The sequence below is a fragment of the Mesorhizobium sp. WSM4814 genome, assembly GCF_055811595.1.
In genome coordinates, this window is sequence record NZ_JBVVQT010000006.1 from 61,944 (window position 1) to 87,902 (window position 25,959).

The following is a 25,959-nucleotide window of genomic DNA, read 5'->3' on the forward strand; positions in this document are numbered from 1 at the left end:
CGCCGCGTCCTCAAACGGACCTTGCTTAAGGGCTTGATACGACTATGGACACGACAGCCCAACTCGACCCGACCACTGAGCAGCCTTTGGCTGCGGCTCCGCGCCTGACCCTGGCCGGCATCTCGAAGAGTTTTCCCGGCGTGCGCGCGCTGCATGATGTCAGCCTGTCGCTCTACCCAGGCCAGGTGACCGCGCTGATCGGCGAGAACGGCGCCGGCAAGTCGACGCTGGTCAAGATCATGACAGGCATCTACCAGCCTGATACAGGCACGATCAGCATCGATGGCCAGGCCGTGACCTTGCCCAGCGCGCATGCCGCCTTCGGGCACGGCATCACCGCCATCCACCAGGAAACCGTGCTGTTCGACGACCTGACGGTGGCCGAGAACATCTTTCTCGGCCATGCGCCGCGATCGCGCGTCGGCACCATCGACTGGCGCACCATGCGCAAGAATGCCCGTGAAGTACTGAACACCATGGGCGCCGGCCACATCGACGCCGATGCGCGGCTGAAGGATCTCGGCATCGCCAACAAGCACCTCGTCGCAGTCGCCCGCGCCATGTCGATCGACGCCCAGATCGTCATTATGGACGAGCCGACCGCAGCGCTGTCGCTGAAGGAGATCGAGGAGCTGTTTTTGCTGGTCGAGTTCCTGAAGAGCGAAGGCAAGGCGATCCTGTTCATCAGCCACAAGTTCGACGAGATCTATCGCATCGCCGACCGTTACACGGTGTTCCGCGACGGCGAGATGATCGGCGAAGGCCTGATCAGGGATGCCGGCCAGAGCCAGATCGTGCGCATGATGGTCGGCCGCGCCGTCGACCACATCTTTCCGCAGCGCAAGGCCGAGATCGGCGCGCCGGTGCTTGCCGTCTCCGGCCTGTCGCACCCGACCGAGTTCGACGACATCGGCTTCGAGCTGCACAGAGGCGAGATCCTCGGCTTCTACGGCCTTGTCGGCGCCGGGCGCAGCGAGGTGATGCAGGCGATATCAGGCATCACCCGCACCAGCAGCGGCACCATCACGCTGGAAGGCAAGGCGATCATGCCGAAATCGGCGGCGGATTCGATCGACGCCGGCATCGTTTACGTGCCGGAAGAACGCGGCAAGCAAGGCGTGGTGATCGGCCTGCCGATCTTCCAGAATATCTCGCTGCCCTCGCTCAAGCGCACATCCAAGTCAGGTGTGTTGCAGCTGGCCGAAGAGTTCGCGCTAGCCCGTTCCTATACCGAGCGGCTCGATCTGCGCGCCGCCTCGCTCAGCCAGGACGTCGGCACTTTGTCGGGCGGCAACCAGCAGAAGATCGTCATCGCCAAATGGCTGGCGACCGCGCCCAAGGTGATCATCCTCGACGAGCCGACCAAAGGCATCGACATCGGCTCGAAGGCCGCCGTGCACGGCTTCATGGCCGAGCTGGTCGCTCAAGGGTTGTCGGTGATCATGGTGTCGTCCGAACTGCCCGAGATCCTTGGCATGTCCGACCGGGTTGTGGTCATGCGCGAGGGCCGCATCGCCTCGATCTATGACAACAAGAAGCTCGACGCCGAGACGCTGGTCAAGACGGCAGCAGGGATCGCAGCATGAAGGCTTTTCTGAAGTATCGCGAAGTCTGGCTGCTCGCGGCAATCGTCGTGCTGATCGGGCTGATCTCGATGCGCTTTCCGGGTTTTGCCAATCCGGCCAATCTGCGCCAGGTGTTCAACGACACCTCGATCCTGATGATCCTGGCGCTGGGGCAGGTGGTGGTGATCCTGACCCGCTCGATCGACCTGTCGATGGCCTCCAACCTGTGCTTCACCGGCATGGTGGTGGCGATGCTGAACGCAGCGCATCCGGCAATCCCGATCCCGCTGCTGATCGTCATCGCACTTCTGGTCGGCCTGGTGCTCGGCGCCATCAACGGTTTTTTGGTATGGCGCCTGAACATTCCTTCGATCGTGGTGACGCTCGGCACGCTCACCATCTATCGCGGCGCCACCTTCGTCATTTCAGGCGGCGCCTGGGTCAATGCCGATCAGATGAGCCCTGATTTCATTGGGCTGCAGCGTGCGGCCTTTCTCGGCATTCCGGTGCTGTCGTGGATCGCCATACTGGTCATCGCCTTGTTCTTCCTGTTGATGACGCGCACCGCGCTCGGCCGCTCGATCTATGCCATCGGCGTCAATCCAACCGCATCGGTCTACGCCGGCATCGATGTCGGCCGCACCAAGTTCATCGTCTTCTGCATCTCGGGGATGGCCGCCGGTCTGTGCGGCTATCTCTGGATCTCGCGCTATGTCATCGCCTCGGTCGAGGTCGCCAATGGCTACGAGCTCAACATCATCGCCGCCTGCGTCATCGGCGGCATCTCGATCGCCGGCGGCATCGGCTCGGTCGGCGGCGCGGTGCTTGGCGCGCTGTTCCTCGGCATCATCTCCAACGCGCTGCCGGTCATCAACATCTCGCCGTTCTGGCAGATGGCGATTTCGGGCAGCGCCATCATCCTGGCCGTGGTGCTCAACGCGCGCGGCGAACGCCGGCAAGGCCGCATCATCCTCAAGAAGGCGGAAGCGGCATGACCGACACCCCAGCCCCGCGCCACATTCCCGACCGGCTCGACACGCCGCTCAACTCGGCGATCTTCTCGTGGGAGGCGCTGCTGGTCGCGGTGGCGGTCGCCATCTTTGCCGTCAACAGCTTCGCCTCGCCCTATTTCCTCGACGCGTGGTCGCTGTCGGACCTGACCTTCAACTTCACCGAGAAGGCGCTGATCGCGCTCGCCATGGCGCTGCTGATCATTTCCGGAGAGATCGACCTGTCGGTCGCCGCCATCATTGCGCTGGCCTCGACGATGATGGGCATGGCGGTGCAGGCCGGCGCCGGCACGCCGGTGCTGGTGGCGATCGGCATCCTGGTCGGGCTCGGCTGCGGCGCCTTCAACGGGCTGCTCGTCACCAGGCTCGGCCTGCCGTCGATCGTCGTCACCATCGGCACGATGAGCCTGTTTCGCGGCATCGCCTTCATCGTCCTCGGCGACCAGGCCTACAAAGGCTATCCCTCCAGCTTCGCCTTCTTCGGCCAGGGCTATGTCTGGTGGGTGGTGTCGTTCGAGCTGACGCTGTTCCTCGTCGCGGCGGTCATCTACTGGTTCCTTCTGCACCGGACCAGCTTCGGCCGCCGCGTCTTCGCCATCGGCAACAACCCGGTCGCGGCACAGTTTTCCGGCGTGCGTGTCGGCCGCATCAAGTTCATCCTGTTCTGCCTGACCGGGCTGATGGCGGGCATCGCCTCGGTGCTGATCACCTCGCGGCTCGGCTCGACCCGGCCATCGATCGCGCAAGGCTATGAATTGGAAGTCATCACCATGGTGGTGCTGGGTGGCGTCAGCATCCTGGGCGGCGCCGGCAGCATTTTGGGCGTGGTGCTCGCCGCCTTCATCATGGGGCTGGTGACTTTCGGCCTGGGGCTGCTCAATGTGCCCGGCATAGTCATGTCGATCTTCATCGGCCTGCTGCTGATCATCGTCATCGCGCTGCCCATCGTCTGGCGGCGGGTGCGGCGGGAGCGTTTTACCTGATGGCCGAGAAATACGCGTTCAAGATGAAGCTCAATCCCGGCATGAAGGCCGAATACAAAAGGCGTCATGACGAGATCTGGCCGTCGCTGGTCGCACTGCTGAAACAGGCCGGCGTTTCCGACTATTCGATCCATCTCGACGATGAGACCAACACCTTGTTCGGCGTGCTGTGGCGGCGCGACGGCCACGGCATGGACGAATTGCCGAAGCACAAGGTGATGCAGCGCTGGTGGGCTGAAATGGCCAACATCATGGAGACCAGGCCTGATAACGAGCCGGTGGCGGTGCCGCTGGAAACAATGTTCCATATGGAATGACCCGCCACGTCGCCGTCATCGATATCGGCAAGACCAACGCCAAGGTGGCGCTGGTCGATCTCGCCGATGTACGCGAAATCGCGCTGCGCCGCATGGCGAACGCGCCTGTCCTTGACGGTCCCTACCCGCACCACGATGTCGAGCTTCTGTGGTCGTTCATCCTCGACAGCCTCGCCGAGATCAATCGCGAACAGCGCATCGACGCGATTTCGATCACCACCCATGGCGCGACGGGCGTGCTGGTGGACACTGCCGGCGAGTTGGCGCTGCCGGTGCTCGACTATGAATTTGCCGGGCCCGACACCCTTGCCGAGGACTATGATACGAACCGTCCGGCCTTCGCCGAGACGGGCACGCCGCGCCTGCCGGTCGGCCTCAATCTCGGCGCGCAGCTGTTCTGGCAGCAGAAGCGCTTCCCGGCGGAGTTCGCCAAGGCCGCCGCGATGCTGATGTACCCGCAATACTGGGCCTTGCGCCTGACCGGCGTCGCCGCCAACGAAGTGACTTCGCTTGGCTGCCACACCGATCTGTGGAACCCGTGGAAGGCCGATTTTTCGTCGCTGGTCGACAAGATGCAATGGCGTCATCTGATGGCGCCGGTGCGGCCGGCGAAAGATCGCCTTGGCCCGATCCTGCCCGCGCTTGCGATACGGACCGGGCTTGATCCGCAAACGCAGGTGTTTTGCGGCTTGCACGATTCCAACGCCTCGCTGCTGCCGCATCTCCTGTCCGATACGCCGCCGTTCTCGGTCGTCTCGACCGGCACCTGGGTGGTGTCGATGGCGGTTGGCGGCAACAAGATCGCGCTCGACCCGGCCCGCGACTCGCTCGTCAACGTCAACGCGCTCGGTGATCCGGTGCCGTCGGCGCGTTTCATGGGCGGCCGTGAGTTTTCGCTGCTGACGGAAGGCCAATCGGAAGACTGGACCGAAGCGGATATCGCCACAGCGCTCGCGCGGAAGACGTCCCTGATGCCTTCGACCCAACAGGGTTCGGGGCCGTTCCCGTATCACAGGGCAGCATGGCTCGACGCCGACGGCATCAACGGCGGCCAGCGCTTTGCCGCCATCTCTTTCTACCTGGCGCTGATGACCGCGACCTGCCTCGAACTGATCGACGCCGGCGGCCCGACGACCGTCGAGGGGCCGTTCGCCCGCAACCGGCTTTTCACGCGCATGCTCGCTGCAGCGACGGCGCGTGCCGTCATCGCGTCGGAGGCCGCAACCGGCACCAGCATTGGCGCCGCCCTGTTGGCGTCGGACCAAGGAACGGTACAAGGCGCCGGCGAAAGGTTCGAACCGCCGGTCGACCCGGCCTGGGCGGATTACGCACGTTCATGGCGCGCGGCGGTCGACGCACAGGGCTGATCACAAAATCCGCTTGCCAAACGCCGACATGACGAAATTGACCGTTTCCGCCGCCAATCGCGGTTCCAGAGCTGATGTCAGGCCGGAAACGTCCATCGACAACAGCCCGCCGGACAACGCGATCGCCTCCATGGCCTGGTGCGTTTCGCGCACCGTAATGCCGCCGGAGCCTGCCGCCCAGCCGGCGAATTCGGTCACCTCAGGCGTATAGCTGACATGAAAGCCTTGCGTGCCGGAGCTGGCGATGCGGATCGCCTCGTGCATCACGTCGCGCATGCCCATGGCGTCGATGTCGGTCATGGTGAAGGCGCAGACGCGCGAATCCTTCAGCACCCGGGCCTCGGCCGGATCTGCATGGCGCAAACCGACAATGACGACGTTTTCCGGCGACAGTTGTGGCTGCAGCGCGCCGGGCTTGTGATCGAGGCCGAGCGCCCGCGCCAGCACCGAAGCTTCCGGCAGGTCGATGCCGTCTTCGTCCTCGGGCATCAGCCCAGCGATGGAATCGATCCAGATCAGGCCAAACGAGTGCGTCGCCCGCGCGGTCGCCGTCAGCGCCGTGTGGGCGATGCGCCGGTCGCTGCCGGCGGTGAGCCGGACCAGGCCGGACGGCGGCCGCTCGATATCGGCCAGTTCGACGACATCGAAATTCATCGCCTCCAGCCGGGCGCCGGTCGCCTCCCTGGCCAGGATGCCGGCCGCCGCCGGTTCGGCAGATATCGACACCATCTTGCGGCCGGAGAAATCCTCGACATCGTGCATTGGCGCCTTTTCGACATATTCCGAGGTCATTGCCAGCAGCATGGCGCCATAGCTCATGCGGAAGGCGACACGATCGCCGACGGCGGGTGGCGGCTCGGCATCGGTCACGTCGAGAAGCAGATGGTCGCTGGAGGCGCCAAGCACCCGCACGCCCTTGGCAATCGGCGTCAAACCTTCGATCAAGACATCCTCGCGGCCGATATTGGCGATGGCGCGCAACCGGTCGCCATCGTCGGCAAACACCGGCTGGTTGCCGAAAGCGTCGTAGCCGGATTGGCCGATCGGCCGCGACGGCTTCAGCTTGACCTCGATGATGTCGCTGGTCAGCCGGCAGGCATCGGGTTCGAGTTCGGCCCATGGCGTGTCGCGAAAAGTCTCGACGCCACCCTGCAGGATCGCCTCGCCGACCCGCAGATTGTTGATGCCGGCGGGCAGCCTGCCTTCGAGCAGCAGCGTCAGCGACGATGACGCGCCGCCCGAGATCCAGTCGAGCCTTGCACCGGACAGGCGCTCGGTCTTGTAGGCATGGGCAACGAGCTGTCCGAGATTTTCCTGCGTCGGCATGATGGCGCCGAAGCAGCCGAGATTGGTGCCGATGCCGGCGATGCGCACGCCGCTGAGCGCCAGTATCTGTTCGACCGTCGGAATGAGGTCGTTCGGCCAGATACCTTCCCTGAGGTCGCCAAGATCGATCATCAGCATGATGTCGTGGACGCGGTCCATACGCTCGGCGATGCGCGATAGTTCGCGGATGGTGGCGAGTTCGGATTGCAGGCTGATGTCGACGGTGCGCACAACCTCCTCGATGCGTGCCATCGGCGGACTGCGCAGCAGCATGATCGGGGCGGTGATGCCGCTGTCGCGCAGCCGGCGGATGTTTTCGAAGCGCGATTCGGCGATGCCGGCGACGCCGCCGCGCAGCATGGCGCGCGCCACCTGCGGCATGCCGCAGGTGCCCTTGGTAACGCCGAACACCCTGATGCCGGACAGGGCGCAGCGGTCGACGATGGTGCGCGCATTGCGCTCGATGCGGCCAAGGTCGATGGCGACTTGCGGTCCCGACATTTTTCTACTCAGAATTTGTGCACGGTATTAGACGCATTATCTTCCCGGTGCCGACACGACGATTAATTCTCCCTCAATTGACATAGACCAGCCCTTGCGGGTCGATCTCCGGCTTGCGGCCGGCGACCACATCGGCAAGGAATTTTCCGGAGCCGCAGGCCATGGTCCAGCCGACATGGCCGTGGCCGGTATCGAGATAGAGATTGCTGTAGCGCGCCCGGCCGATGACCGGGACCGAGTTCGGCATCATCGGCCGCAGACCGGCCCAGAGCTCGGCCTTGTTCTCGTCGAAGGCGCCCGGGAAAAGCTCCTTGCCGGTCCTGAACATGGCGGCGAAATCGCTCGGCTTGTGGCTGCGGTCGAAGCCGGTGAACTCGGCGGTCGAAGCAAGCCGCAGCCGGTTGCCGAGCCTGGAATAGCCGATAAGCTGATCCTCGTCGGCGCCGCCCATGGTCGGGCCCTTGCTCTCGTCCTCCAGCGGCACGGTCGCGGTATAGCCCTTGACCGGATAGACCGGCAGGTCGACGCCGTAGCGGCGGCCGAGCAGCCCGCTCTCCGGTCCCATCGAGATGACCACGGCGTCGGCTGTTATTGGGCCGGCCGAGGTCATCACCGCGCGCACCCGATCGCCTTCGATGTCGAGGCCTTCGACCGTCGTGCCGTAGAGGAACTGGACGCCGAGTTTCTCGGCGGCATAGGCAGCGAGGTTTCGGGTGAATTGGCTGGAGTCGCCGGTCTGGTCGATCGGCGAATAGACGCCGCCGGCTATTCTGTCCCTGGCCCCGGCAAGGCCGGGCTCGATCTCGACCAGCCGGTCGCGGCCGACGATCTCGATCGGCAGACCGTGCTCGGCGAGATAGCGGTAATTGTCGGTGCCGGTATCAAAACTCTGCTGCGAGCGGAAGAAATAGAGAACGCCCTTCTTGCGCTCGTCATAGTGAATGCCGGTGTCGGCCGAGATGGCGTTGATGCAGTCGCGCGAATAAAGCGCCAGGCGCAGCTTGATGTCGGTGTTGGCGCGCAGTCGCGCATGCGTGCATTGGCGCAGGAAGCGCAGACTCCAGGCGAAGAAATAAGGATCGAAGCGCAGCCGCACCTTGATGCCGAGATCGTGGTTGTAGAGCGCGCGCAAAAACGTCCTCAGCGCAGCGGGCGAGGCCCAGGCGGTGGCGTCGCCGGGCGACACCAGGCCCGCATTCGATTGGCTGGTGCCTCGCGCCGCCATCGGATGGCGCTCGATCACGGTCACCTCGTGGCCGTCGCTCGCCAGATAGTAGGCCGCCGCCGTGCCGACGACGCCCGCGCCAAGGACCAATATCTTCATGCCGCCCCCAAAGGATCAGACGCGGCCGAAACGCCTCCACGTTTCAGCCGCACAGCTCCTTAAATAGCGCTTCTACGCTCGACCTACGAGCCCACGGAGGAAAAACCGGGACTTCAGCTCCGCGCCGAATTCTTGCCGGTCAGGATACGCTCCCAAGCCAGCGCGTCGGCGACGATCCGGTCGAGGTCATCGCGTTGCGGGATCCAGCCGAGCTCGCGGCGCGCCAGCTCCGAATTGGCGACCACCGCCGCCGCGTCGCCCGCACGGCGCTCGCCGATCCGTACGTCGAAATCACGGCCAAAGACGCGGCGCACGCTGTCGATAACTTCGAGCACCGAATAGCCGTGGCTGTAGCCGCAATTGGCGACGAGGCTTTTCCCCCCGGCGCGCAGCCGTTCCAGCGCCAGCCGATGCGCCGCCGCCAGATCGCTGACATGTATGTAGTCGCGCATGCAAGTGCCGTCGGGCGTCGGATAGTCGGTGCCGAACACCTCCATGAAGGGCCGCTTGCCGAGCGCCGTCTCGCAGGCGACCTTGATCAGATGCGTGGCGCCCGGCGTCGACTGGCCGGCGCGGCCCCTCGGATCGGCGCCGGCGACGTTGAAGTAGCGCAACGCCGTATAGCGCAAGCCGTGGGCGATTGCGGCGTCGCGCAGCATCCATTCGCTCATCAGCTTGGACAGGCCATAGGGCGATTCCGGTGCAAGGCGCGCATCCTCGCGCACCGGCTCCAGCCCGGCGCCGCCATAGACGGCGGCGGTCGAGGAAAAGATGAAATTGGGCACGCCTTCGCGCACCGCGGTCTCGATCAGTGTGCGCGTTTTGCAGGTGTTGTTCTCGTAATAGCCGAGCGGGTCGGCGACCGATTCGGGAACCACGATGGAGCCGGCAAAATGGATGATCGCATCGACATGATTGTCGCGGATGACCCCGCCGACCAGCTCCTTGTCGGCGACATCGCCGACGACAAGCTTTGCCTCCGGCGCCACGGCCCATTCGAAGCCGGTCGAAAGCCGGTCGAGGACGACAACGCTCTCGCCCGCGTCCAGCAGTTCCCAGACCATATGGCTGCCGATATAGCCAGCGCCGCCTGTCACCAAAACCGTCATCCGTGTCCTCGCTGCTCAAGATTTGTCGGAAGCTGTCTCAACACCCGCCTTACTGGAAAGCCTGCCACCAGGCCATTAGTCCATGTCCATCAGTGCCTGCGGTAACCAGTCTCATCGGCGCATGGCATCGTCCTGAAACAAAATTGATCCACATCAAGGGAATAGGCCATGATCCGTGGCCGTTAGGAACAGGCTTGGGGCGTGGCATTTTGACCAAAAAGGCCAAGTAGACGGCGAATAGGGCAATGATTATGATCCCACGCAAAAATTGGGAAGCCGAAATGAACTATCAGCGGTTCTTCGAAGACGCGATCGACCAGCTCCACGCCGAGCGTCGCTATCGCATCTTCGCCGACCTCGAGCGCATCGTGGGGAACTTCCCACGCGCCATCTGGCGCGCCAACGGCCGCGCCCAGGAAATCACCGTCTGGTGCTCCAACGACTATCTCGGCATGGGCCAGCATCCCGACGTCATCGCCGCGATGCAGAACGCCGCCGGCAAGATGGGATCCGGCGCCGGTGGCACCCGCAACATCTCCGGCACCAGCAATCCGCTGGTCGAGCTCGAACTGGAACTGGCCGACCTGCACGACAAGGAAGCCGCGCTCGTCTTTACCTCCGGCTTCGTCTCCAACGAAGCTTCGATCTCGACCATTGCGCGGCTGCTGCCCAACTGCCTGATCGTCTCGGACGAGTTGAACCACGCCTCGATGATCGAGGGCGTGCGGCGTTCGGGCGCCGAGAAGAAGATCTTCCGCCACAACGACGTTGCGCATCTCGAAAGCCTGCTGCAGGCGGCGGGCCGCGAGCGCGCCAAGTTGATCGTCTTCGAGAGCGTCTATTCGATGGATGGCGATATCGCGCCGATCAAACAGATCGTCGAACTTGCCGAGCGCTACAACGCCATGACCTATATCGACGAGGTGCATGCCGTCGGCATGTACGGACCGCGCGGCGGCGGCATCACCGAGCGCGAAGGGCTGGCCGACCGTATCGACATCATCGAAGGCACGCTGGCCAAGGCGTTCGGCACGCTCGGCGGCTATATCACCGGCACAAGTGCGGTGATCGATGCCGTGCGCTCCTATGCGCCGGGCTTCATCTTCACCACGGCGCTGCCGCCGGCCATTGCCGCCGCGGCGACCACGTCGATCCGCCATCTCAAGCGCTCACAGGCCGAACGCGCCGCGCAGCAGCGCCAGGCGACGCGGACGAAGCAGGTTCTTACCGCCGCGGGCCTGCCGGTGATGGACTCCGCTACCCACATCGTGCCGCTGCTCGTCGGCGATCCCGAACTGTGCAAGATGGCCAGCGACCGCCTGCTCGGCGTCCACGGCATCTACATCCAGCCGATCAACTACCCGACCGTGCCGCGCGGCACCGAACGGCTGCGCATCACCCCGACGCCATTCCATTCGGATCAGCTGATCGCGGCGCTTCAGGACGCGCTGGTCGAGACCTGGGATGCCTTGGGCATCTCTTACGGTTCTGCGGGCCGGCCGGCGGTGAGGGAAAGCGACCGCGTCATTCCGCTGCTGGTGCCGAAGTCCGGCGGCTGAGCTTCCGCTACCTTCGTCTTCCTAGGGCGTAGCAAGGAGCGAAGCGACGCGGCGCGGCCAAGGAGTGCAACGGTTCGCAGCTGTCCGGCTTGGCGCGGACCTCAACAACCTCACACACTTTTCATCCACTTCGCCAGCCGGTGCGCGGCCTCCTCGAGCTGGTCGAGGCGGCGGTGGAAGCATAGCCTGAGGAAGGCTTCGCCGCCGGGACCGAATGCGGTTCCGGGCGCTAGGCCGACATTGGCGCGGTCGACGATGTCGAAGGCGGCGGCGCGTGAATCCGTGATGCCGTCGACTGCGAAGAACAGATAGAACGCGCCCTGCGGCACGGTAAAGCGTGCCCTGCCGGTCGCAGCCAGGATGCCGCAGACCAGGTCACGCGCCGCCCTCGCCCGCTCCACCTGCTCGACGATGAAGGCGTCGCCTTCGTCGAGCGCGACGACGGCGCCGCGCTGCATGAACTGGGCAACGCCGGAGGTCGAATACTGGACCAGGTTCTCGAACACCTGCTGCAGGCAGGGATGGACCTTGATCCAGCCGACCCGCCAGCCGGTCATCGACCAGTTCTTGGAAAAACTGTTGACGAACAGGATGCGATCCTCGTCGGCCATGATGTCGATGAAGGACGGCGCGCGGCTGTCGCCGTAGTGGAACAGCGAATAGATCTCGTCGGCGATGATCCACAGCCCCCGTTCGCGGGCAAGGTCGAGGATCGCCTGCAGCGTCTGCCTGTCGGCGGTCCAACCGGTCGGGTTGGACGGTGTGTTGACGAACAGCGCCTTTGTCCTTGGCGTGATCGCCGCCTCGATCTTGCCGATGTCGCAGGACCAGCCATTGCCGGACTGGTCGAGCGTGACTGCGACCGGGACGGCGCCCGCCACGCCGGCGGCTGCGGCGAAGTTCGGCCAGGCCGGCGACAGATAGACGACCTCGTCGCCATTGCCGGCGACAGCGTCGAGCGCCAGCTGGATGGCATGCATGCCAGAGCCGGTGACGATGAATTCTTGCTCGGCGAAGCTCTTGCCGAAATGCCTGATGTAATAGCGGGCGAGCGCCTGCCGCAGTTCGGGGATGCCTTTCTGCCAGGTATAAAAGGTTTCGCCGCCGGCCAGCGCCCGGGCAGCGGCATCGGTGATGAAGGCGGGCGTCGGCAGGTCGCCCTCGCCGGCCCAGAGCGGGATCATGCCGTCGCGGTCGCGGCCGCGGTTCATGACGGCGACAATGCCGCTTTCGGGCGCGGCCCGGGCCTCGGCGCGCAAATTCTCGATCAGGGTCATGGATGGATCCGTTTTTCGCCTTCCGGACAGCTAGCGTGTTTTGCGACAGGCGAAAATAGAAAACCCCGGCCGAAATCGACCGGGGGTTTGGTCCAGAGATCTTGCCCCTGCGCTATTTCCTGGCGAGGAGATCGCGAATTTCGGTGAGCAGCGCGACATCGGCCGGCGGAGCGGCAGCAGGCGCAACGGGCTTCTCACGCTCCAGCCGCCTGCGCAGATCGTTCACCGCTTTGATCATCAGGAAGATGATGAAGGCGAGGATGATGAAGTTCAGCGCCACGGTGATGAAACTGCCATAGGCGAAGACTGCGCCCTGCCTCTTGGCTTCCGCCAGCGATGTGGCGTTGACCGCTGAGGACAAGGGCAGGAAATAATTGTTGAAGTCGAGTCCGCCGAAAATCGCCCCGATTATCGGCATGATGATGTCGTTGACTAGGGAATCGACGATCTTGCCGAAGGCGGCGCCGATGATGACGCCGACGGCCAGGTCCATGACATTGCCCCTGGAAATGAATTCCTGGAATTCTTTCAGCATCCGACCCTCCTTCTCCTGACGGGCCAGGCCGCCGCCTCTGCCCGCTTCGTTCGGCCCCGCTTCATTCCCCCCACTGGCACAATAGCAAAAACCTACGGTTGCAGCATCGGCAAAAGACCGGTTCCGGCCAAAATTTCCCGAAGCCGCAGCCATCCTGCGCCGAAAGCCGCGATGGACTTGATCGCCAAGCTGTGATTGCGTCTCAGCAGGCCGGATGCAAAAACCGGCAAGGGAGGATTTTTGGGCCGTGCAGGGCTGGTTCATCGTCATCATCGCGATCGCCTATGTGACGTTGCTGTTCGTCATCGCCAGCCTCGGCGACCAACGCTCGACGACATCCGGGCCTGACCGAGCCCGGCCCTTCATCTATGCGCTCAGCCTGGCGATCTACTGCACCTCCTGGACCTTCTTCGGTTCGGTCGGCCTTTCCTCCGAGCGCGGCCTCGAATTCCTCGGCATCTATATCGGCCCGGTGCTGGTGTTCGTGTTCGGCTTTCCGCTGCTTCGGCGCATCGTCAGGCTGGCCAAGACAGAGAAGATCACTTCGATCGCCGACTTCCTCGGCGCCCGCTACGGCAAGAGTTTTGCCGTGGCAGCGATCGCCACGCTGATCGCGACGATCGGCGCGGTGCCTTACATGGCACTGCAGTTGAAGGCGATTTCCGGCTCGGTCAGCCTGATGGTCGAGCATTATACCGGCTCGCCGCCTTCGTTCGATCCATTCGTCAGCGACATCTCGCTGGTCGTCGCCATGCTGCTTGCGCTATTTGCGGTGCTGTTCGGCACGCGCCACGCCGACGCCACCGAACACCAGGACGGGCTGGTGCTGGCGGTAGCGGTCGAAACTGTGGTCAAGCTCGCCGCCTTCCTGGCGATCGGCCTGATGGTGACCTTCCTGATCTTCGGCGGCCCGGGCGATATGGTCGACAAGCTCGCCGAGAATTCGCAAGTTCAGCAAGCGATGAGCTACAGCACCTCGCTCGCAACCTGGCTGGTGCTGACGTGTTTGAGCGGTTTCGCCATCATCATGCTGCCGCGCCAGTTCTATGTCACCATCGTCGAGAACCGCAGCGAGGCCGAACTGCGCACCGCGACATGGGTGTTTCCGCTCTATCTGGTGGCGATCAACCTTTTCGTGCTGCCGATCGCGCTCGCCGGCCTGGCGCTGGTCGGCACCAGGACCAGCAGCGACCTCTATGTCCTGTCGCTGCCGCTGCTCAGCGGTCACGATGTGTTGGCTATGGCGGCGTTCATCGGCGGCCTGTCGGCGGCGACCGCGATGGTGATCGTCGAAAGCGTCGCGCTGTCGATCATGATCTCCAACGATCTCGTCATTCCACTGTTTGTGCGTCGCCTGCTCAAGACCACGACATCCGAGAACGAGGACTGGTCAGCGCTCATCCTCAACGTGCGACGGGCGGCGATCTTCATCATGCTGTTCGTCGCCTTCCTCTACTATCGCGAGAGCACCAACAGCGCGCGGCTCTCCTCGATCGGCCTGATGTCGTTCGCCGCGATCGCGCAGTTCGCGCCGGCCTTGGTCGGCGGGCTGATCTGGCGCGGCGCCAACGGCAGGGGGGCGGCGCTCGGCATGGTCGCCGGCATCGTCGTCTGGAGCTATACGCTGCTGCTTCCTTCGCTCGCCGCGTCCGATACCGGCATCGTCGTCCACGGCCTGTTCGGTTTCGAAGCGTTGCGGCCGCAAGCATTGTTCGGCACCGTCGCCGAGCCGCTGAACCACGGTGTCCTGTGGAGCCTGTCGGTCAACACTCTGTTCTTCGTGCTAGGCTCGCTGTCGCGCGCGTCGGTGCCGCTGGAGCGCATCCAGGCGTCGATTTTCGTGCCGCGCGAGGCGAGCCCGATGCCGAGCCTGCGCCGCTTCCGCACCACCGTCACCGTCAACGACCTCAAGGACACCATCGCGCGCTATCTCGGCGTCGAACGCACTGAACGGTCGTTTCAGTCGTTCGAAAAGAGCAACGGCGCTTCGCTGCACGGCAACGAGCAGGCCAGCATGGACGTCATCCGTTTCTCCGAGCAGCTTCTGGCAAGTGCCGTCGGCTCCTCTTCGGCGCGGCTCATCCTGTCGCTGCTGCTGCGCCGCAATGATCGAGAGGCGAAGGACGCCTTTCGCCTGCTCGACGACGCCACCGAAGCGCTGCAGCACAACCGCGACCTGCTGCAGATCGCGCTCGACCAGATGGGACAGGGCATCACCGTCTTCGACAGGGATTTCCGGCTGATCTGCTGGAACCGCCAATATCGGGCGCTGTTCGACCTGCCCGACGAGATGGGCCAGGTCGGCGTCTCGCTCGATCGCATCCTGCGCCACCTTGCCGAGCGCGGCGATATTCCGGCCGACCAGCGGGTGGCGATGCTCAACCGCCTCACCAGCTTCGTCAGCCCCTGGCAGATGGAGCTGAAGACCAGCGGCCGCATCCTGGAATTGCGCTCCAACCCGATGCCGGATGGCGGCATCGTTGCCACCTATGCCGACATTTCCGGGCGCGTCGAGCAGGACCTGGCGCTGAAGCGCGCCAATGAAACGCTCGAACAGCGCGTCAAGAACCGCACCGTCGAACTGACCCGCGTCAACGAGGAGCTGGCACAGGCGCAGATGCTGGCGGAGGAGGCCAATCTCGGCAAGACCCGCTTCCTCGCTGCCGCCGGCCATGACATCCTGCAACCGCTGAACGCTGCTCGTCTCTATTGCTCGTCGCTGATCGAAAAGGCCGGCAAGGGACCTGCGGGCAAGGCCGCGATCAACATCGAATCCTCGCTGGAATCGGTCGAGACCATTCTCGGCGCAGTCCTCGACATTTCCCGTCTCGACGCCGGCGCGATGAAACCGGACGACACGGCCTTCAGCCTGGACGGACTGCTGCGCCAGATCGGCAACGACTTTCAGCCGCTTGCCGCCGAGAAGAAACTCAGCCTGACGATCATGCCATCGTCGCTCAGCGTGACGACTGACCGCAATCTGTTGCGCCGCCTGATCCAGAACCTCGTATCCAATGCCATCAAATACACCCGCCATGGCCGCATCCTGGTCGGCGTGCGGCGGCGCGGCGAACTGGCCGAGATACAGGTGATCGACACCGGCATCGGCATTGCCGCCGACAAGCTGAACACGGTCTTTCACGAATTCACCCGGCTCGATGAGGGCGCCCGCGAAGCCGAAGGCCTGGGGCTCGGCCTTTCGATCGTCGACCGCATCGCTCGTGTCTTGCGCCTCGAACTCCAGATATTTTCAAGCCCGAGCAAGGGCACACGCTTTTCCGTCGTCCTGCCGGTCGCGGCAGTGCAGGAGCCGCGGCGCGAGATCGAGGCCAAGGCGCCGGTCCGCACGGCTGCTTCGCTTGCCGGGCTCCGCGTGCTCTGCATCGACAACGACGCCCGCATCCTCGACGGCATGCGGCTGCTGCTCGAAGGCTGGGGCTGCAGCGTCGACACGTTTGCCGGCTCGAGGGATCTGGAGGGGTCCGGCATGCGTCGGCCCGACATCGTGCTTGCCGACTATCATCTCGACGGCGAGACCGGCCTTGACGCCATCGCCAAACTGCGCGCTATCCATGGCCATGACATGCCGGCGGTGCTGGTCACCGCCGACCGCTCGAGCGAGGTGCGCGCCAGCGCCGGCAGGCTCGACGTGCCGGTGATCAACAAGCCGCTCAAACCAGCGGTGCTGCGCTCGATGATGGCGAGGGTCAGACCGCTGGCGTCGGCAGCCGAGTAGCGCCGGAGGTCAGCCGGCCGCCGCCAGCGGGTCGCTGCCGATCTTGGACAGCAGGATCACCGCCTGGGTGCGGCTGTCGACGCCAAGCTTCTGCAGAATGGCCGAGACATGCGCCTTGATCGTCGCTTCGGAGACACCGAGCTCGTAGGCGATCTGCTTGTTGAGCAGACCTTCGGCCAGCATGCCGAGCACGCGCGTCTGCTGCGGCGTCAGCGTCTGCAGCCGCTTGATCAGATCGGATATCTCGGGATCGCGCTCGACGCCGAGATCGATGCCGGTGGGCGCAGCGATGTCGCCGGCAAGCACCGACTGCACGGCGCTGCGGATCTCGTCCATGCTGGCCGATTTGGAGATGAAACCCGAAGCGCCAAGGTCGAGCGCGCGCCGGATGGTCACCGGATCGTCATGCGCCGACACCACCACCAGCGGCACTGTCGGATGGATGCCGCGCAGCGAGATCAGGCCGGAAAGGCCGCTCGCGCCCGGCATCGACAGGTCGAGCAGCACCAGATCGACGTCCTCATTGGCCACGACCAGCGCCTTGGCGCTTTCGAAATCGCCGGCCTCATGAATGCCGGCGACGTCGCCGATGCCGGCAAGCGCCTCTCTCAGCGCGCCGCGAAAAAGCGGATGATCGTCAGCGATGACGAAAGTATAGCCTGACGGCACATGGCCCTCCCCGAATCCCATTGGTGATTGTCTGCTTCTTGCGGGATCAGTCGAACGATTATGCGGCGATATCAGCCGTTTTCAAGCGGCAAGCCGGTGCGCCGGGCTTCCCCGGTGAACGGTGCTCAGGTTTTTTGCGAATTGGGCTTGGCGCCATCCTCGCCGCTGTCCTTTTCCATGTCCTTGACGATGCCCATGAAGCCGCGCAGGAAGCGCTCCATGTAGCTCATCGTCTTGTTGAAATCCTCCTCGCTGGGCAATGTCGACTCAAAGCGGGCGGCAAGCGAGTTCTCGAGCTTGACGACGCGCTGGTCGAGCGCCTTCACCGAATTTTGCAGCCGGTCGATCTCGTCCTGGAAGGCGGCGCGTTCATCGGCCGCCATCTTGCAGACGAGCTGGCCGGAACGCTCCTCACAGATCGACATCGCACCGGTCTGCGTGTCCATGCGGACATAGCCGGTGGCCGACTTTTCCAACCGGTAGCGGTCGGCTTCCTCGGAAAAGGCTGATGCCGCGACGAGCGAGACGAGGGCTGCAGGGATCAAGACGTGCTGCGGACGCATATTGTTTGTCCTCCATAGGCCAGTAAGCGCAATCTTATCGCATGTTTGCGCCGGAAATGGGGAAGAACCCTGGCCTTTACCTTGACGCAGGTTCCTGTCGGAAAACCGTGTGACACTTTTCCGGAACCTGCTTGCCTCTTCCCCGTACGATTGGTTCGGACTATAGCGCAACCATGTCTCAGCTTATCTACAAGATAGTACCTGAACCGCTGTGGCGCGAGGCCGAAAGAAATCGCCGCTTCACCGGCGCGCCGATCGATGTCGCCGACGGCTTCATTCATTTTTCCACCGCCGGCCAGGCTAGGGAAACCGCGGCAAAACACTTTGCCGGCCGGACCGGGCTGCTGCTGGTCGCCGTCGATGGCGCCAGACTGGGTGATGCGCTGAAATACGAGGTCTCGCGCGGTGGTGCGCTGTTCCCGCATCTTTACGGCCCGCTCGACCTCAACGCCGTCGTCTGGGTGCAACCATTGCCGCTCGGCACCGATGGCCTGCACCAATTCCCGACGCTGGAGGCCGAATGAGCGTGCTCGACCGGCTCGGCCAGAGGTTCCTGTTCGCATTCGATCCAGAAGCCGCCCACGGCCTGTCGATCGCGGCGCTGAAATGCGGGCTGCCGATAGGCGGGAGACCCGTGCGCGACGACAGGCTGAAAGTCAGCGTCTGCGGCATCGATTTCCCCAATCCGCTCGGCATGGCCGCCGGCTACGACAAGAACGCCGAGGTTCCCGATGCGCTGCTTGGCCTTGGCTTCGGCTTTGCCGAGGTCGGCACGATCACGCCGCTGCCGCAGGCCGGCAACCCGAAGCCGCGCATTTTCCGGCTGACATCAGACGACGCGGTGATCAACCGGCTGGGCTTCAACAACGAGGGTCACGCGGCCGCCGAACAACGGCTTGCCGCCCGCAAGCGCCGCGCCGGCATCGTCGGCGTCAATATCGGCGCCAACAAGGACAGCACAGACCGCGTCGGTGACTTTGAACGCGGCGTTGCCAGGTTTGCGCCCTACGCCAGCTATCTGACGATCAACATCTCCTCGCCGAACACGCCGGGCCTGCGCAACATGCAGGCGCGTGAACAGCTTGGCGAGTTGCTGTCGCGCGTCGTGGCCGCACGTGCGGCAGCGGCCGCGCAGCCGGTCATCTTTCTGAAGATCGCGCCGGATCTGGTCGAGGCCGAACTGGAGGACATCGCCGCCGAGGTCGCCGAGAAAGCAATAGACGGCGTCATCGTCTCCAACACCACCATCGCGCGGCCGCGGCTGCGCAGCGCCGATCTTGCCGGCGAGACCGGCGGGCTTTCGGGAAAACCGCTGTTCGAGCGCTCGACGATCGTGCTGGCAAAGATGCGCAAACTGCTTGGCCCGGACCCCGCCATCATCGGCGTCGGCGGCGTCGATTCCGCCGAGACGGCGCTCGAAAAGATCCGCGCCGGCGCCGATCTCGTCCAGCTCTATACCGGCATGATCTATGCCGGGCCGGCACTGCCGGGCCGCATTCTTGCCGGCATGGCCCGGTTCGCCGACATGCAACGGCTCAAATCACTGCGCGAGTTGCGCGATACCAGTCTCGAGCGATGGGCGTCCAAGCCGCTCTAACCCGAAGTCGCCCTAAAAAGCACCTGCCGCTCATGCCCCTGCAGATCGTTCATCATCCCGACTACGACGCCGGTTTTGCCGTCAATCATCGTTTTCCGATGAGCAAATACAAGCTGCTGATGGAAGCCTTGGGCGCGCGCGGACTGGCCGGCCACGCCGCGCTCAACATGCCCGAGCCGGCGCCGGCATCATGGCTGAAGCTTGCCCATGCCGCCGGCTATGTCGACCAGGTGCTGGCCTGCGAAGTGCCAGAAAAAATCGAGCGCGAGATCGGCTTTCCGGTAGGCCCGCGCGTCTCGCTCAGGGCGCAGCTCGCAACGGGTGGCACCGTGCTGGCGGCGCGGCTGGCGTTGCTGAACGGCATCGCCTGCAATACCGCCGGCGGCAGCCATCATGCGCGGCGCGCGCAAGGCGCCGGCTTCTGCACCTTCAATGATGTTGCGGTGGCTTCACTGGTGCTGCTTGCCGAAGCCGTCGCCGACAATATCCTGATCGTCGATCTCGACGTGCATCAGGGTGACGGCACGGCCGACATTTTGGGCGCTGAACGGCGCGTTTTCACCTTTTCCATGCATGGCGATCGTAACTATCCGACGCGCAAGATCGCTTCCGACCTCGATATCGCCCTGCCCGACGGCATCGGCGATGCGGCCTATCTCGAAAGGTTGGGCGGCATCCTGCCGGAACTCACCGCCAGGGCGCGCTGGGACATCGTTTTCTACAATGCCGGGGTCGACGTTCATGCCGAGGACCGGCTCGGCAGGTTGTCGCTGTCGAACGACGGGCTGCGTGCGCGCGACGACATGGTGATCCGTCATTTCCGCGCGCTCGGCATCCCGGTCTGCGGCGTTATCGGCGGCGGCTATTCGACTGACGTGGCGGCTTTGGCCGCGCGCCACGCGATCCTGTTCGAAACGGCCTCAGGCTTCGCCTAACCGCCTTACGGTTTTGGCCTCGAACCGGCTTCCGCTATCGCACGCTAACCTTCGGTTCGGCGTCTGCTCTATTTCCGGTAGTTGGCGATCCTGAGCAGGATGAAGGCTGGAATGACGATCGCCGCGCCGAGAAGGATGTAGCCGAGGAAACGGTCAATAGCGCGGAAGCCGAGGTTCCAGAGATCGACGAAGACATTGCGGATGCCGTAGAGCACATCCATCGGCGACCAGCCGAAAGCGTTCATGACAAGGCCGACGAGGAACGACAGCACCAGCAGCTTCAGGAGCACCCGGAGCGGCGTGTCGCCGAGAAAGCGCGTCAGTGCGGACAAGGCGTGTCTCCAGATTCGGTTGCCCCGATTCGGGCACAACTCCAGAAATACGCACTTGGCCGCCCGGCATCAAGGCGATCGCTCAGTTGCTCCCGTCGGCGCTTTGCCGAATTGTGCTCTTGACACTTATGTTGCAGTGCAGCAAAATTGGGCGACAGAGGGTAACCAGTTGATATCGAACTGCCAGACTCATCGCCCGGTGATGGACGGACTGCGCTGCCTCACCGTGACTTGCGAACACAGGGCTTCTTGAATGAAGTACAGGCGCGATATCGATGGTCTTCGGGCCGTTGCGGTACTGCCGGTCGTACTCTTCCATTTCGGCATCTCGGCAATTCCAGGCGGCTTTACCGGCGTCGATATCTTCTTCGTCATATCTGGCTATCTGATCACCGGAAGCCTGCTGGACGACCTTGAACGCGGCCAGTTTTCGATCGTCAGCTTTTACTGGCGCCGCGCCCGGCGCATCCTGCCGGCGCTGATCTTTGTCACGCTTCTCACCTGTATTGCGGCCTTGTTCATTCTTCTACCGTCGGATCTGCATGAATTCAGTCTCAGCGTCATAGCGGCTTCGACTTTCTGGTCGAACATCTATTTCTGGAAAACGTCAAATTACTTCTCGATCGATGCTGAGCTCCGACCGCTGTTGCATACGTGGTCGCTTTCGGTCGAGGAGCAGTACTATATCTTTGCCCCGATCCTGATGTTCCTGATCTATCGCTATTTTGGCAAACGCTGGCTGACGATACTCCTGCCGATCATCCTCGGCAGCTTCGTGCTGGCGGTCATGGCGACGTGGCTGGCGCCAAACGCGGGATTCTACCTGCTGCCGACACGGATCTGGGAGCTCATGCTGGGCGCCGTGCTCATGCTGAAACGCCCCCCGCCCCTGAGCAGCCGGTTTGTTATGGAACTGCTCGGGTTGGCCGGATTTGGCCTTCTTGCCATCGGGTTCTTCACGATTTCGGAGAGCGATCCGTTCCCGGGCTACAACGCCTTGTATCCTTGCGTCGGAACGGTCCTGCTTATCTATGTCGGCCAAAACAGCCCCTCGACGATCATTACCCGCCTGCTCGAAGTCCGACCGCTAGTCTGGATCGGCCTCATCTCCTATTCGCTGTATCTTGTCCACTGGCCGATCAATGCGTTTGCGCACTATTTCTCACTGGAAGAATTCGACCCCTCGATGACCGTTGCGTTGACGGTAGCAAGCCTCGCGCTGGCTGCGTTTTCCTGGAAGTACGTCGAGCAGCCGTTTCGGCAGAAAAGGAGCTTCACCGCCCCAGCGCCCATCTTCGCCTTTTCAGCGGGCGCAATCGCTGTTCTTTGCCTTGGCGGGGCGGCCGGGGCGCTCGGCAACGGCTTTCCGCAACGCTTTCCAGACTATGTCCAACAGCGGATTCCTGTCGGGGACTGGGGCAATGGCACCTGTTTCAACGAGGGCGGCAGCCGAATCGAAAACTGGAATATCGAGGATTGCACGCGCACACGCGGCTTCCCTACAACAGTTTTGTTGTGGGGTGACTCGTTCGCCGCCCACTATGTTCCAGGCCTGGACGCCAACATAAATCAACTCCGGGCCAATATCGTCGAATACACCTACGCGGGCTGTCCCCCGATTCTCTCCTACTTCTCCTATGGACGCCCGGATTGCATGCGGTTCAATCAGCAAGCCCTGAAGATTATTCAGGACGCTGGCATCAAGACGGTTGTACTCAGCGGTCGGTGGACCGATTATGAGGCCAGAAGTTTCGACGGTCTCCAGCAAACGATCGATACGCTTCGTGGTCTGGGTGTACGCGTGTTTGTCATCGGCCAGTCTCCACAGTTCATAACCGATGTTCGGAAAATCGCGTTCTTCGCAAAGCGCGAAAATCTTGATGATACATCGTGGCCAATGGCCATGGATTCCGACATCAACAACCGTGTGCGCGCATTTACCAAAGGCGCCACCTTCATCGATCCGCTGAATTTCCTCTGCAGCGCCGGACGCTGCTCCTACGCCGACGCAGGCCAGTTCCTCTATTTCGACTACGGCCATTTTTCTACCGTCGGGGCCACGCTGGCAATTTCGAAATACTGGCCGGCCTTTGCCTCAGACGATGCCGTTGCCACGACGGAATAACAGTCTGGCGGCTGGCAAGGCATGAGTGCACACGAGTGCACGCATAACGATTGCCCGAATGCCGGCTTGCGTGGTAACGAGGCTGCTGCGCGGGTATGATGTAATGGTAGCCTGTCAGCTTCCCAAGCTGAACGCGCGGGTTCGATTCCCGCTACCCGCTCCAGCTTACCCAGTCGGGCCGGCCGGCGCCGCACCTCACAGGATCACATCATCAGGTCTAGGTGAGCGGCCTATATCAGCTGAACAGAACATAACGTGATTCTAATAAGAGGCGGCAACAAAAGATGCCGATCCGCGTTGCGGTTGATCTGAAGGCCAGCCAGGGAGGAACCATAATGGCCGACGACAAGGGCAATAGAGGTTCTGGCGAGGGAAACCGCGTCGCGCGCGACCAAGACTATGAATTCCGCTATTTCGCTACCAAGTTCGGCCTCTCAATACCGCAGATCCGCGAGCTTTTTGGCAAGCACGGCAATGATCGCGAGACCCTGTATCGGGAGGCTCGGAAGCTCGGAAACGCCGTGACCACACAAGAACGGATCTCGAACGACGACCGAACGTTTCACAACCAGGGCCGCCCATGACCGGCAAGCGACATAGCCAAGAAGTCGAACATGAGAGCGACCTTTTCTATCTGTGTCCGACAGGCCAAGTCGTAGATGCTCGGGACCTGCGGCATGTCAATTGGCACGAGCCGCTGGAACTCGATGCCTGATCTGCTCAAAAGGCACCGCGATGTTCGGCAAAGACCTCCTGGTTCACATGCTCGACCGCCGCGACACCCTGCCGCCAGACGAGATCGCGCTCATTGAGGCTCTTCCGGTTCGGCCGGTAACTTTCGGACCCGATGAGGAGATCGTCAGGGAGGGATCCCGCCCCACCGAAAGCTGCCTTGTCGCGAATGGGTTCGCAGTTCGAAACCAGGCTATTCGGGAAGGAAAGCGTCAAATAACGGCAATTCACGTGCCGGGAGACTTTGTCGATCTGCATAGTTTACTGCTAAAAGTGATGGATCACAGCGTGAGCGCGCTGGGTTCGTGCGATGTAGTTTTCATTCGACACAAAGACCTGCTTACAGCAATGGGTGGAAGTCCACATCTCACCCGGATGCTCTGGCTTTCGACGACTATCGACGCCTCGATCCAAAGGACCTGGATAACCTGCCTCGGGCGTCGCTCCGCCAAACAGCATCTCGCACATATAATTTGCGAGTTGTATGTCCGATTAGAGATAGTCGGATTGGCCTCTGACCAGAAGTTCGCTATTCCACTGACGCAAGCGGAAATGGGGGACGTGCTTGGTCTATCTGTAGTTCACGTGAATCGGACACTGCAGGAGCTTCGAGCGAAGGACCTGGTTATCTGGAAAGACCGCAGGATTGTTATCCTTGATTTCCAGCGATTGGCCTTACTGGCCGACTTTGATACGACTTACCTAAATCTCTTCCATGAGCCACGGTGACCGCCCTCGGCCAAGACGCGTCGGCGCACTGATGCGGCATCAAGATTTCTCGTCAAATAAACAATGTGAATGAGCCCTCGCTCCGGATCGATTACGGCTGGCTTCAATTGGCACAGTTGACGTCAAAGAAGGATTGCACATGCGTGAGCTCGAAAATCTCATCGAACAGTATGTAAATAGTCGGAGGCGGCGCCATAGTTTCATATCGACGGGGCTCGCCGTAAAGGCGCTCAAACAGATCGTACCGGCATGTTCGGTCTCAGATTCCGACCTGGCGAACATGATTGCCAATCGTGCAATAGACTACAACCTTCCGGTGAGCTTTGACCTTAATGAGAGCTAGGCGTGGCGCGTCATTATGCAGTCCGACCATGAGCCTTCCGAGGCCTACGAAACGGTCAAGGAAGAGGCCGACCGGCAAGGCTCGGGTGGAGATGCAGGCACCCTAGCAGGCAAGGTCGGCAAAGTTGTGGAATCGACCGCAAACAGAACTGAGGAAGCCATTCGCGATCGTTTGCCGGGGTCGTCGGACGGGTCTTCAGCCACCTCGAAGCTCGCCACCGGCCTGAAGGCCAGGTCCATAGGACGTCATCCGGCATCGTCTCCGGCGCGCGCCCGGGCCTTGCGAGAGCAGGTGGCGGGCCAGTCCGCTTTGCTACGGGGCAAGCTCGTCGACGGCGCGGGCGGTCTCGTCCTTGAACTCGACCTTCGTGCCCGGCTGCACGATGGAGCCGAGATCTTCGACATCCCAGTTGGTCAATCGGATGCAGCCATGCGAGAAGGTTGTGCCGATCTTGCCAGGTTCGGGCGAGCCGTGGATGCCGTAGCTTTCGATGGAGAGATCGATCCACACCGATCCCACGGGATTGTTCGGCCCGGCAGCGATGGTGAAGGGACGCTTGGTCTTGACTCCCTTGAAGGCAAAATCCGGATCGTAGTGATAGGTCGGATTGCGCACCACGCGCTTGACCTGCGCCGTGCCGCTTGGCGCCGGCTTCTCATCGCTGCCGATCGAGGCGGGGTAGACTGCGAGCCATTTGCCGGAAGCATCGAGCACGCGCACCAGGCGAGCGCCCTTGTCGACCTCGATGCCGGCTACGCCGGCGGGAGGATCGCCGCGGCCAACATCAGGCACGATCAAGGTCTTGCCGGGCTTCCTGAAGCCGGCGCCCGGATTGAGCATCCTGAGCAACTTTTCGCTGACATGGAAGCGCTCCGCCAGCTTCTCCAACGCGTTGCGATAGGCGAGCCGCCGCAGACGGGCCATCCTCTCCATGCGAGCCGGAATAGGCCTGGTGAAGGGTCCGCGCAAATCCTTGCGCGTCACCTCATAGGTGACCAGCACCGGGTCGGCGGAGGTCGCCGTGAGCTTGCTCCAGGTCTCCGCAGTGAGCTTGCCATCGGATCGGAGTCCGTTCGCCTGCTGAAAGGCGCCGAGTGCCTTGGCAAAGTTCTCTGAAAGGCGACCGTCGATCAGCCCCGGCGAGAAGCGGGCGCGATCCAAAAGAATCTGCGCCTTGAGCACCGTCGGATCGACCTCCTTCGGTTCGCCAGCGGTGAATTGGGCCTGATTGACGGTCGCCAGGTCCAGCCTGGCCGAACGCGCCCCGCCGCATGCGACGGCAAGCAACGCGGCGAAGACGAGGAGAAGCCTGATCATCGATAGCC

General features: G+C 62.8%; 22 protein-coding genes and 1 tRNA gene. 14 read left to right on the forward strand and 9 right to left on the reverse strand.

Annotation, left to right across the window (positions count from 1 at the left end):
- Window positions 1-44 precede the first annotated feature (44 nt).
- Genes AC0L2V_RS12290 through AC0L2V_RS12310 form a run of 5 tightly spaced genes read left to right on the forward strand, consistent with a single transcriptional unit; the run spans window position 45 to window position 5,242 of the window.
- Complete coding sequence (locus AC0L2V_RS12290; RefSeq protein ID WP_091600245.1) at window positions 45-1,586, forward strand: sugar ABC transporter ATP-binding protein; 1,542 nt, start codon at window positions 45-47, stop codon at window positions 1,584-1,586.
- The gene (locus tag AC0L2V_RS12295; protein WP_473510119.1) at window positions 1,583-2,560 is read left to right on the forward strand and encodes an ABC transporter permease; all 978 of its coding nucleotides are present in this window, start codon (window positions 1,583-1,585) and stop codon (window positions 2,558-2,560) included. The genes AC0L2V_RS12290 and AC0L2V_RS12295 overlap by 4 nt, the downstream gene beginning before the upstream one ends.
- Window positions 2,557-3,558 (forward strand): ABC transporter permease, encoded by a 1,002-nt coding sequence (locus AC0L2V_RS12300; RefSeq protein ID WP_023803290.1) that lies wholly within the window; start codon window positions 2,557-2,559, stop codon window positions 3,556-3,558. The genes AC0L2V_RS12295 and AC0L2V_RS12300 overlap by 4 nt, the downstream gene beginning before the upstream one ends.
- Window positions 3,558-3,875, forward strand: coding sequence for an L-rhamnose mutarotase (rhaM, locus tag AC0L2V_RS12305; RefSeq protein WP_473510120.1), 318 nt, complete (start codon window positions 3,558-3,560; stop codon window positions 3,873-3,875). The genes AC0L2V_RS12300 and rhaM overlap by 1 nt, the downstream gene beginning before the upstream one ends.
- Entirely contained in the window at window positions 3,872-5,242 is a 1,371-nt protein-coding gene (locus tag AC0L2V_RS12310) for an FGGY-family carbohydrate kinase (RefSeq protein WP_473520205.1), read from the forward strand. The genes rhaM and AC0L2V_RS12310 overlap by 4 nt, the downstream gene beginning before the upstream one ends.
- Here AC0L2V_RS12310 and AC0L2V_RS12315 read toward each other — a convergent pair whose 3' ends face one another.
- The 3 genes from AC0L2V_RS12315 to galE all read right to left on the reverse strand — a co-directional run bounded on the left by AC0L2V_RS12315 (window position 5,243) and on the right by galE (window position 9,502).
- Window positions 5,243-7,069, reverse strand: coding sequence for an alanine racemase (locus AC0L2V_RS12315; protein ID WP_473510124.1), 1,827 nt, complete (start codon window positions 7,067-7,069; stop codon window positions 5,243-5,245).
- A gap of 73 nt (window positions 7,070-7,142) precedes the next feature.
- Complete coding sequence (locus AC0L2V_RS12320) at window positions 7,143-8,393, reverse strand: D-amino acid dehydrogenase (protein ID WP_473510125.1); 1,251 nt, start codon at window positions 8,391-8,393, stop codon at window positions 7,143-7,145.
- Between the two features lie 113 nt (window positions 8,394-8,506).
- Window positions 8,507-9,502 carry a UDP-glucose 4-epimerase GalE gene (gene galE / locus AC0L2V_RS12325; RefSeq protein ID WP_473520206.1) on the reverse strand — a complete coding sequence of 332 codons (996 nt, stop codon included), beginning with the start codon at window positions 9,500-9,502 and terminating at the stop codon, window positions 8,507-8,509.
- A 281-nt stretch (window positions 9,503-9,783) separates the two neighbouring features.
- On the opposite strand from galE, the gene hemA reads away from it, so the two are divergent.
- Complete coding sequence (hemA, locus tag AC0L2V_RS12330; RefSeq protein WP_077376755.1) at window positions 9,784-11,061, forward strand: 5-aminolevulinate synthase; 1,278 nt, start codon at window positions 9,784-9,786, stop codon at window positions 11,059-11,061.
- 110 nt (window positions 11,062-11,171) lie between these two features.
- Here hemA and AC0L2V_RS12335 read toward each other — a convergent pair whose 3' ends face one another.
- Entirely contained in the window at window positions 11,172-12,338 is a 1,167-nt protein-coding gene (locus AC0L2V_RS12335) for a pyridoxal phosphate-dependent aminotransferase (protein WP_128185244.1), read from the reverse strand.
- Window positions 12,339-12,450: 112 nt separating this feature from the next.
- Window positions 12,451-12,873, reverse strand: a complete 423-nt coding sequence (gene mscL, locus AC0L2V_RS12340; protein WP_023803298.1) for a large conductance mechanosensitive channel protein MscL — start codon at window positions 12,871-12,873, stop codon at window positions 12,451-12,453.
- A gap of 247 nt (window positions 12,874-13,120) precedes the next feature.
- Here mscL and AC0L2V_RS12345 point away from each other — a divergent pair, with 247 nt between their 5' ends.
- Window positions 13,121-16,609 (forward strand): hybrid sensor histidine kinase/response regulator, encoded by a 3,489-nt coding sequence (locus AC0L2V_RS12345; protein WP_473510359.1) that lies wholly within the window; start codon window positions 13,121-13,123, stop codon window positions 16,607-16,609.
- A 9-nt stretch (window positions 16,610-16,618) separates the two neighbouring features.
- On the opposite strand, the gene AC0L2V_RS12350 is transcribed toward AC0L2V_RS12345, so the two are convergent.
- Together AC0L2V_RS12350 and AC0L2V_RS12355 are read right to left on the reverse strand one after the other, a co-directional pair.
- Window positions 16,619-17,278 carry a response regulator transcription factor gene (locus tag AC0L2V_RS12350; RefSeq protein WP_287055843.1) on the reverse strand — a complete coding sequence of 220 codons (660 nt, stop codon included), beginning with the start codon at window positions 17,276-17,278 and terminating at the stop codon, window positions 16,619-16,621.
- 125 nt (window positions 17,279-17,403) lie between these two features.
- Window positions 17,404-17,841: a hypothetical protein gene (locus tag AC0L2V_RS12355; RefSeq protein ID WP_128169125.1), complete on the reverse strand. Its 438-nt coding sequence runs from the start codon at window positions 17,839-17,841 to the stop codon at window positions 17,404-17,406.
- Between the two features lie 173 nt (window positions 17,842-18,014).
- On the opposite strand from AC0L2V_RS12355, the gene AC0L2V_RS12360 reads away from it, so the two are divergent.
- The 3 genes from AC0L2V_RS12360 to AC0L2V_RS12370 are packed head-to-tail and all read left to right on the forward strand — an operon-like array spanning window position 18,015 to window position 20,373.
- Complete coding sequence (locus AC0L2V_RS12360) at window positions 18,015-18,365, forward strand: DUF952 domain-containing protein (protein ID WP_473510129.1); 351 nt, start codon at window positions 18,015-18,017, stop codon at window positions 18,363-18,365.
- Window positions 18,362-19,438: a quinone-dependent dihydroorotate dehydrogenase gene (locus tag AC0L2V_RS12365; RefSeq protein ID WP_473510131.1), complete on the forward strand. Its 1,077-nt coding sequence runs from the start codon at window positions 18,362-18,364 to the stop codon at window positions 19,436-19,438. The genes AC0L2V_RS12360 and AC0L2V_RS12365 overlap by 4 nt, the downstream gene beginning before the upstream one ends.
- A gap of 32 nt (window positions 19,439-19,470) precedes the next feature.
- The gene (locus tag AC0L2V_RS12370; RefSeq protein WP_473510132.1) at window positions 19,471-20,373 is read left to right on the forward strand and encodes a histone deacetylase family protein; all 903 of its coding nucleotides are present in this window, start codon (window positions 19,471-19,473) and stop codon (window positions 20,371-20,373) included.
- 68 nt (window positions 20,374-20,441) lie between these two features.
- Here AC0L2V_RS12370 and AC0L2V_RS12375 read toward each other — a convergent pair whose 3' ends face one another.
- On the reverse strand, window positions 20,442-20,705 hold the full coding sequence (locus tag AC0L2V_RS12375) for a DUF6460 domain-containing protein (protein ID WP_027155530.1): 264 nt from the start codon (window positions 20,703-20,705) through the stop codon (window positions 20,442-20,444).
- Between the two features lie 253 nt (window positions 20,706-20,958).
- On the opposite strand from AC0L2V_RS12375, the gene AC0L2V_RS12380 reads away from it, so the two are divergent.
- The 4 genes from AC0L2V_RS12380 (at window position 20,959) to AC0L2V_RS12395 (ending at window position 24,291) form a co-directional block, all read left to right on the forward strand.
- Window positions 20,959-22,830: an acyltransferase family protein gene (locus tag AC0L2V_RS12380; protein WP_473510134.1), complete on the forward strand. Its 1,872-nt coding sequence runs from the start codon at window positions 20,959-20,961 to the stop codon at window positions 22,828-22,830.
- 89 nt (window positions 22,831-22,919) lie between these two features.
- Window positions 22,920-22,993, forward strand: a tRNA-Gly gene (locus AC0L2V_RS12385).
- A 172-nt stretch (window positions 22,994-23,165) separates the two neighbouring features.
- Window positions 23,166-23,414, forward strand: a complete 249-nt coding sequence (locus tag AC0L2V_RS12390; protein WP_473510136.1) for a DUF3606 domain-containing protein — start codon at window positions 23,166-23,168, stop codon at window positions 23,412-23,414.
- 178 nt (window positions 23,415-23,592) lie between these two features.
- Window positions 23,593-24,291 carry a Crp/Fnr family transcriptional regulator gene (locus AC0L2V_RS12395; protein WP_091600261.1) on the forward strand — a complete coding sequence of 233 codons (699 nt, stop codon included), beginning with the start codon at window positions 23,593-23,595 and terminating at the stop codon, window positions 24,289-24,291.
- A gap of 655 nt (window positions 24,292-24,946) precedes the next feature.
- Here the strand turns inward: AC0L2V_RS12395 and AC0L2V_RS12400 are convergent.
- Complete coding sequence (locus tag AC0L2V_RS12400; protein ID WP_473510138.1) at window positions 24,947-25,951, reverse strand: L,D-transpeptidase family protein; 1,005 nt, start codon at window positions 25,949-25,951, stop codon at window positions 24,947-24,949.
- Between the last annotated feature and the right edge of the window lie 8 nt (window positions 25,952-25,959).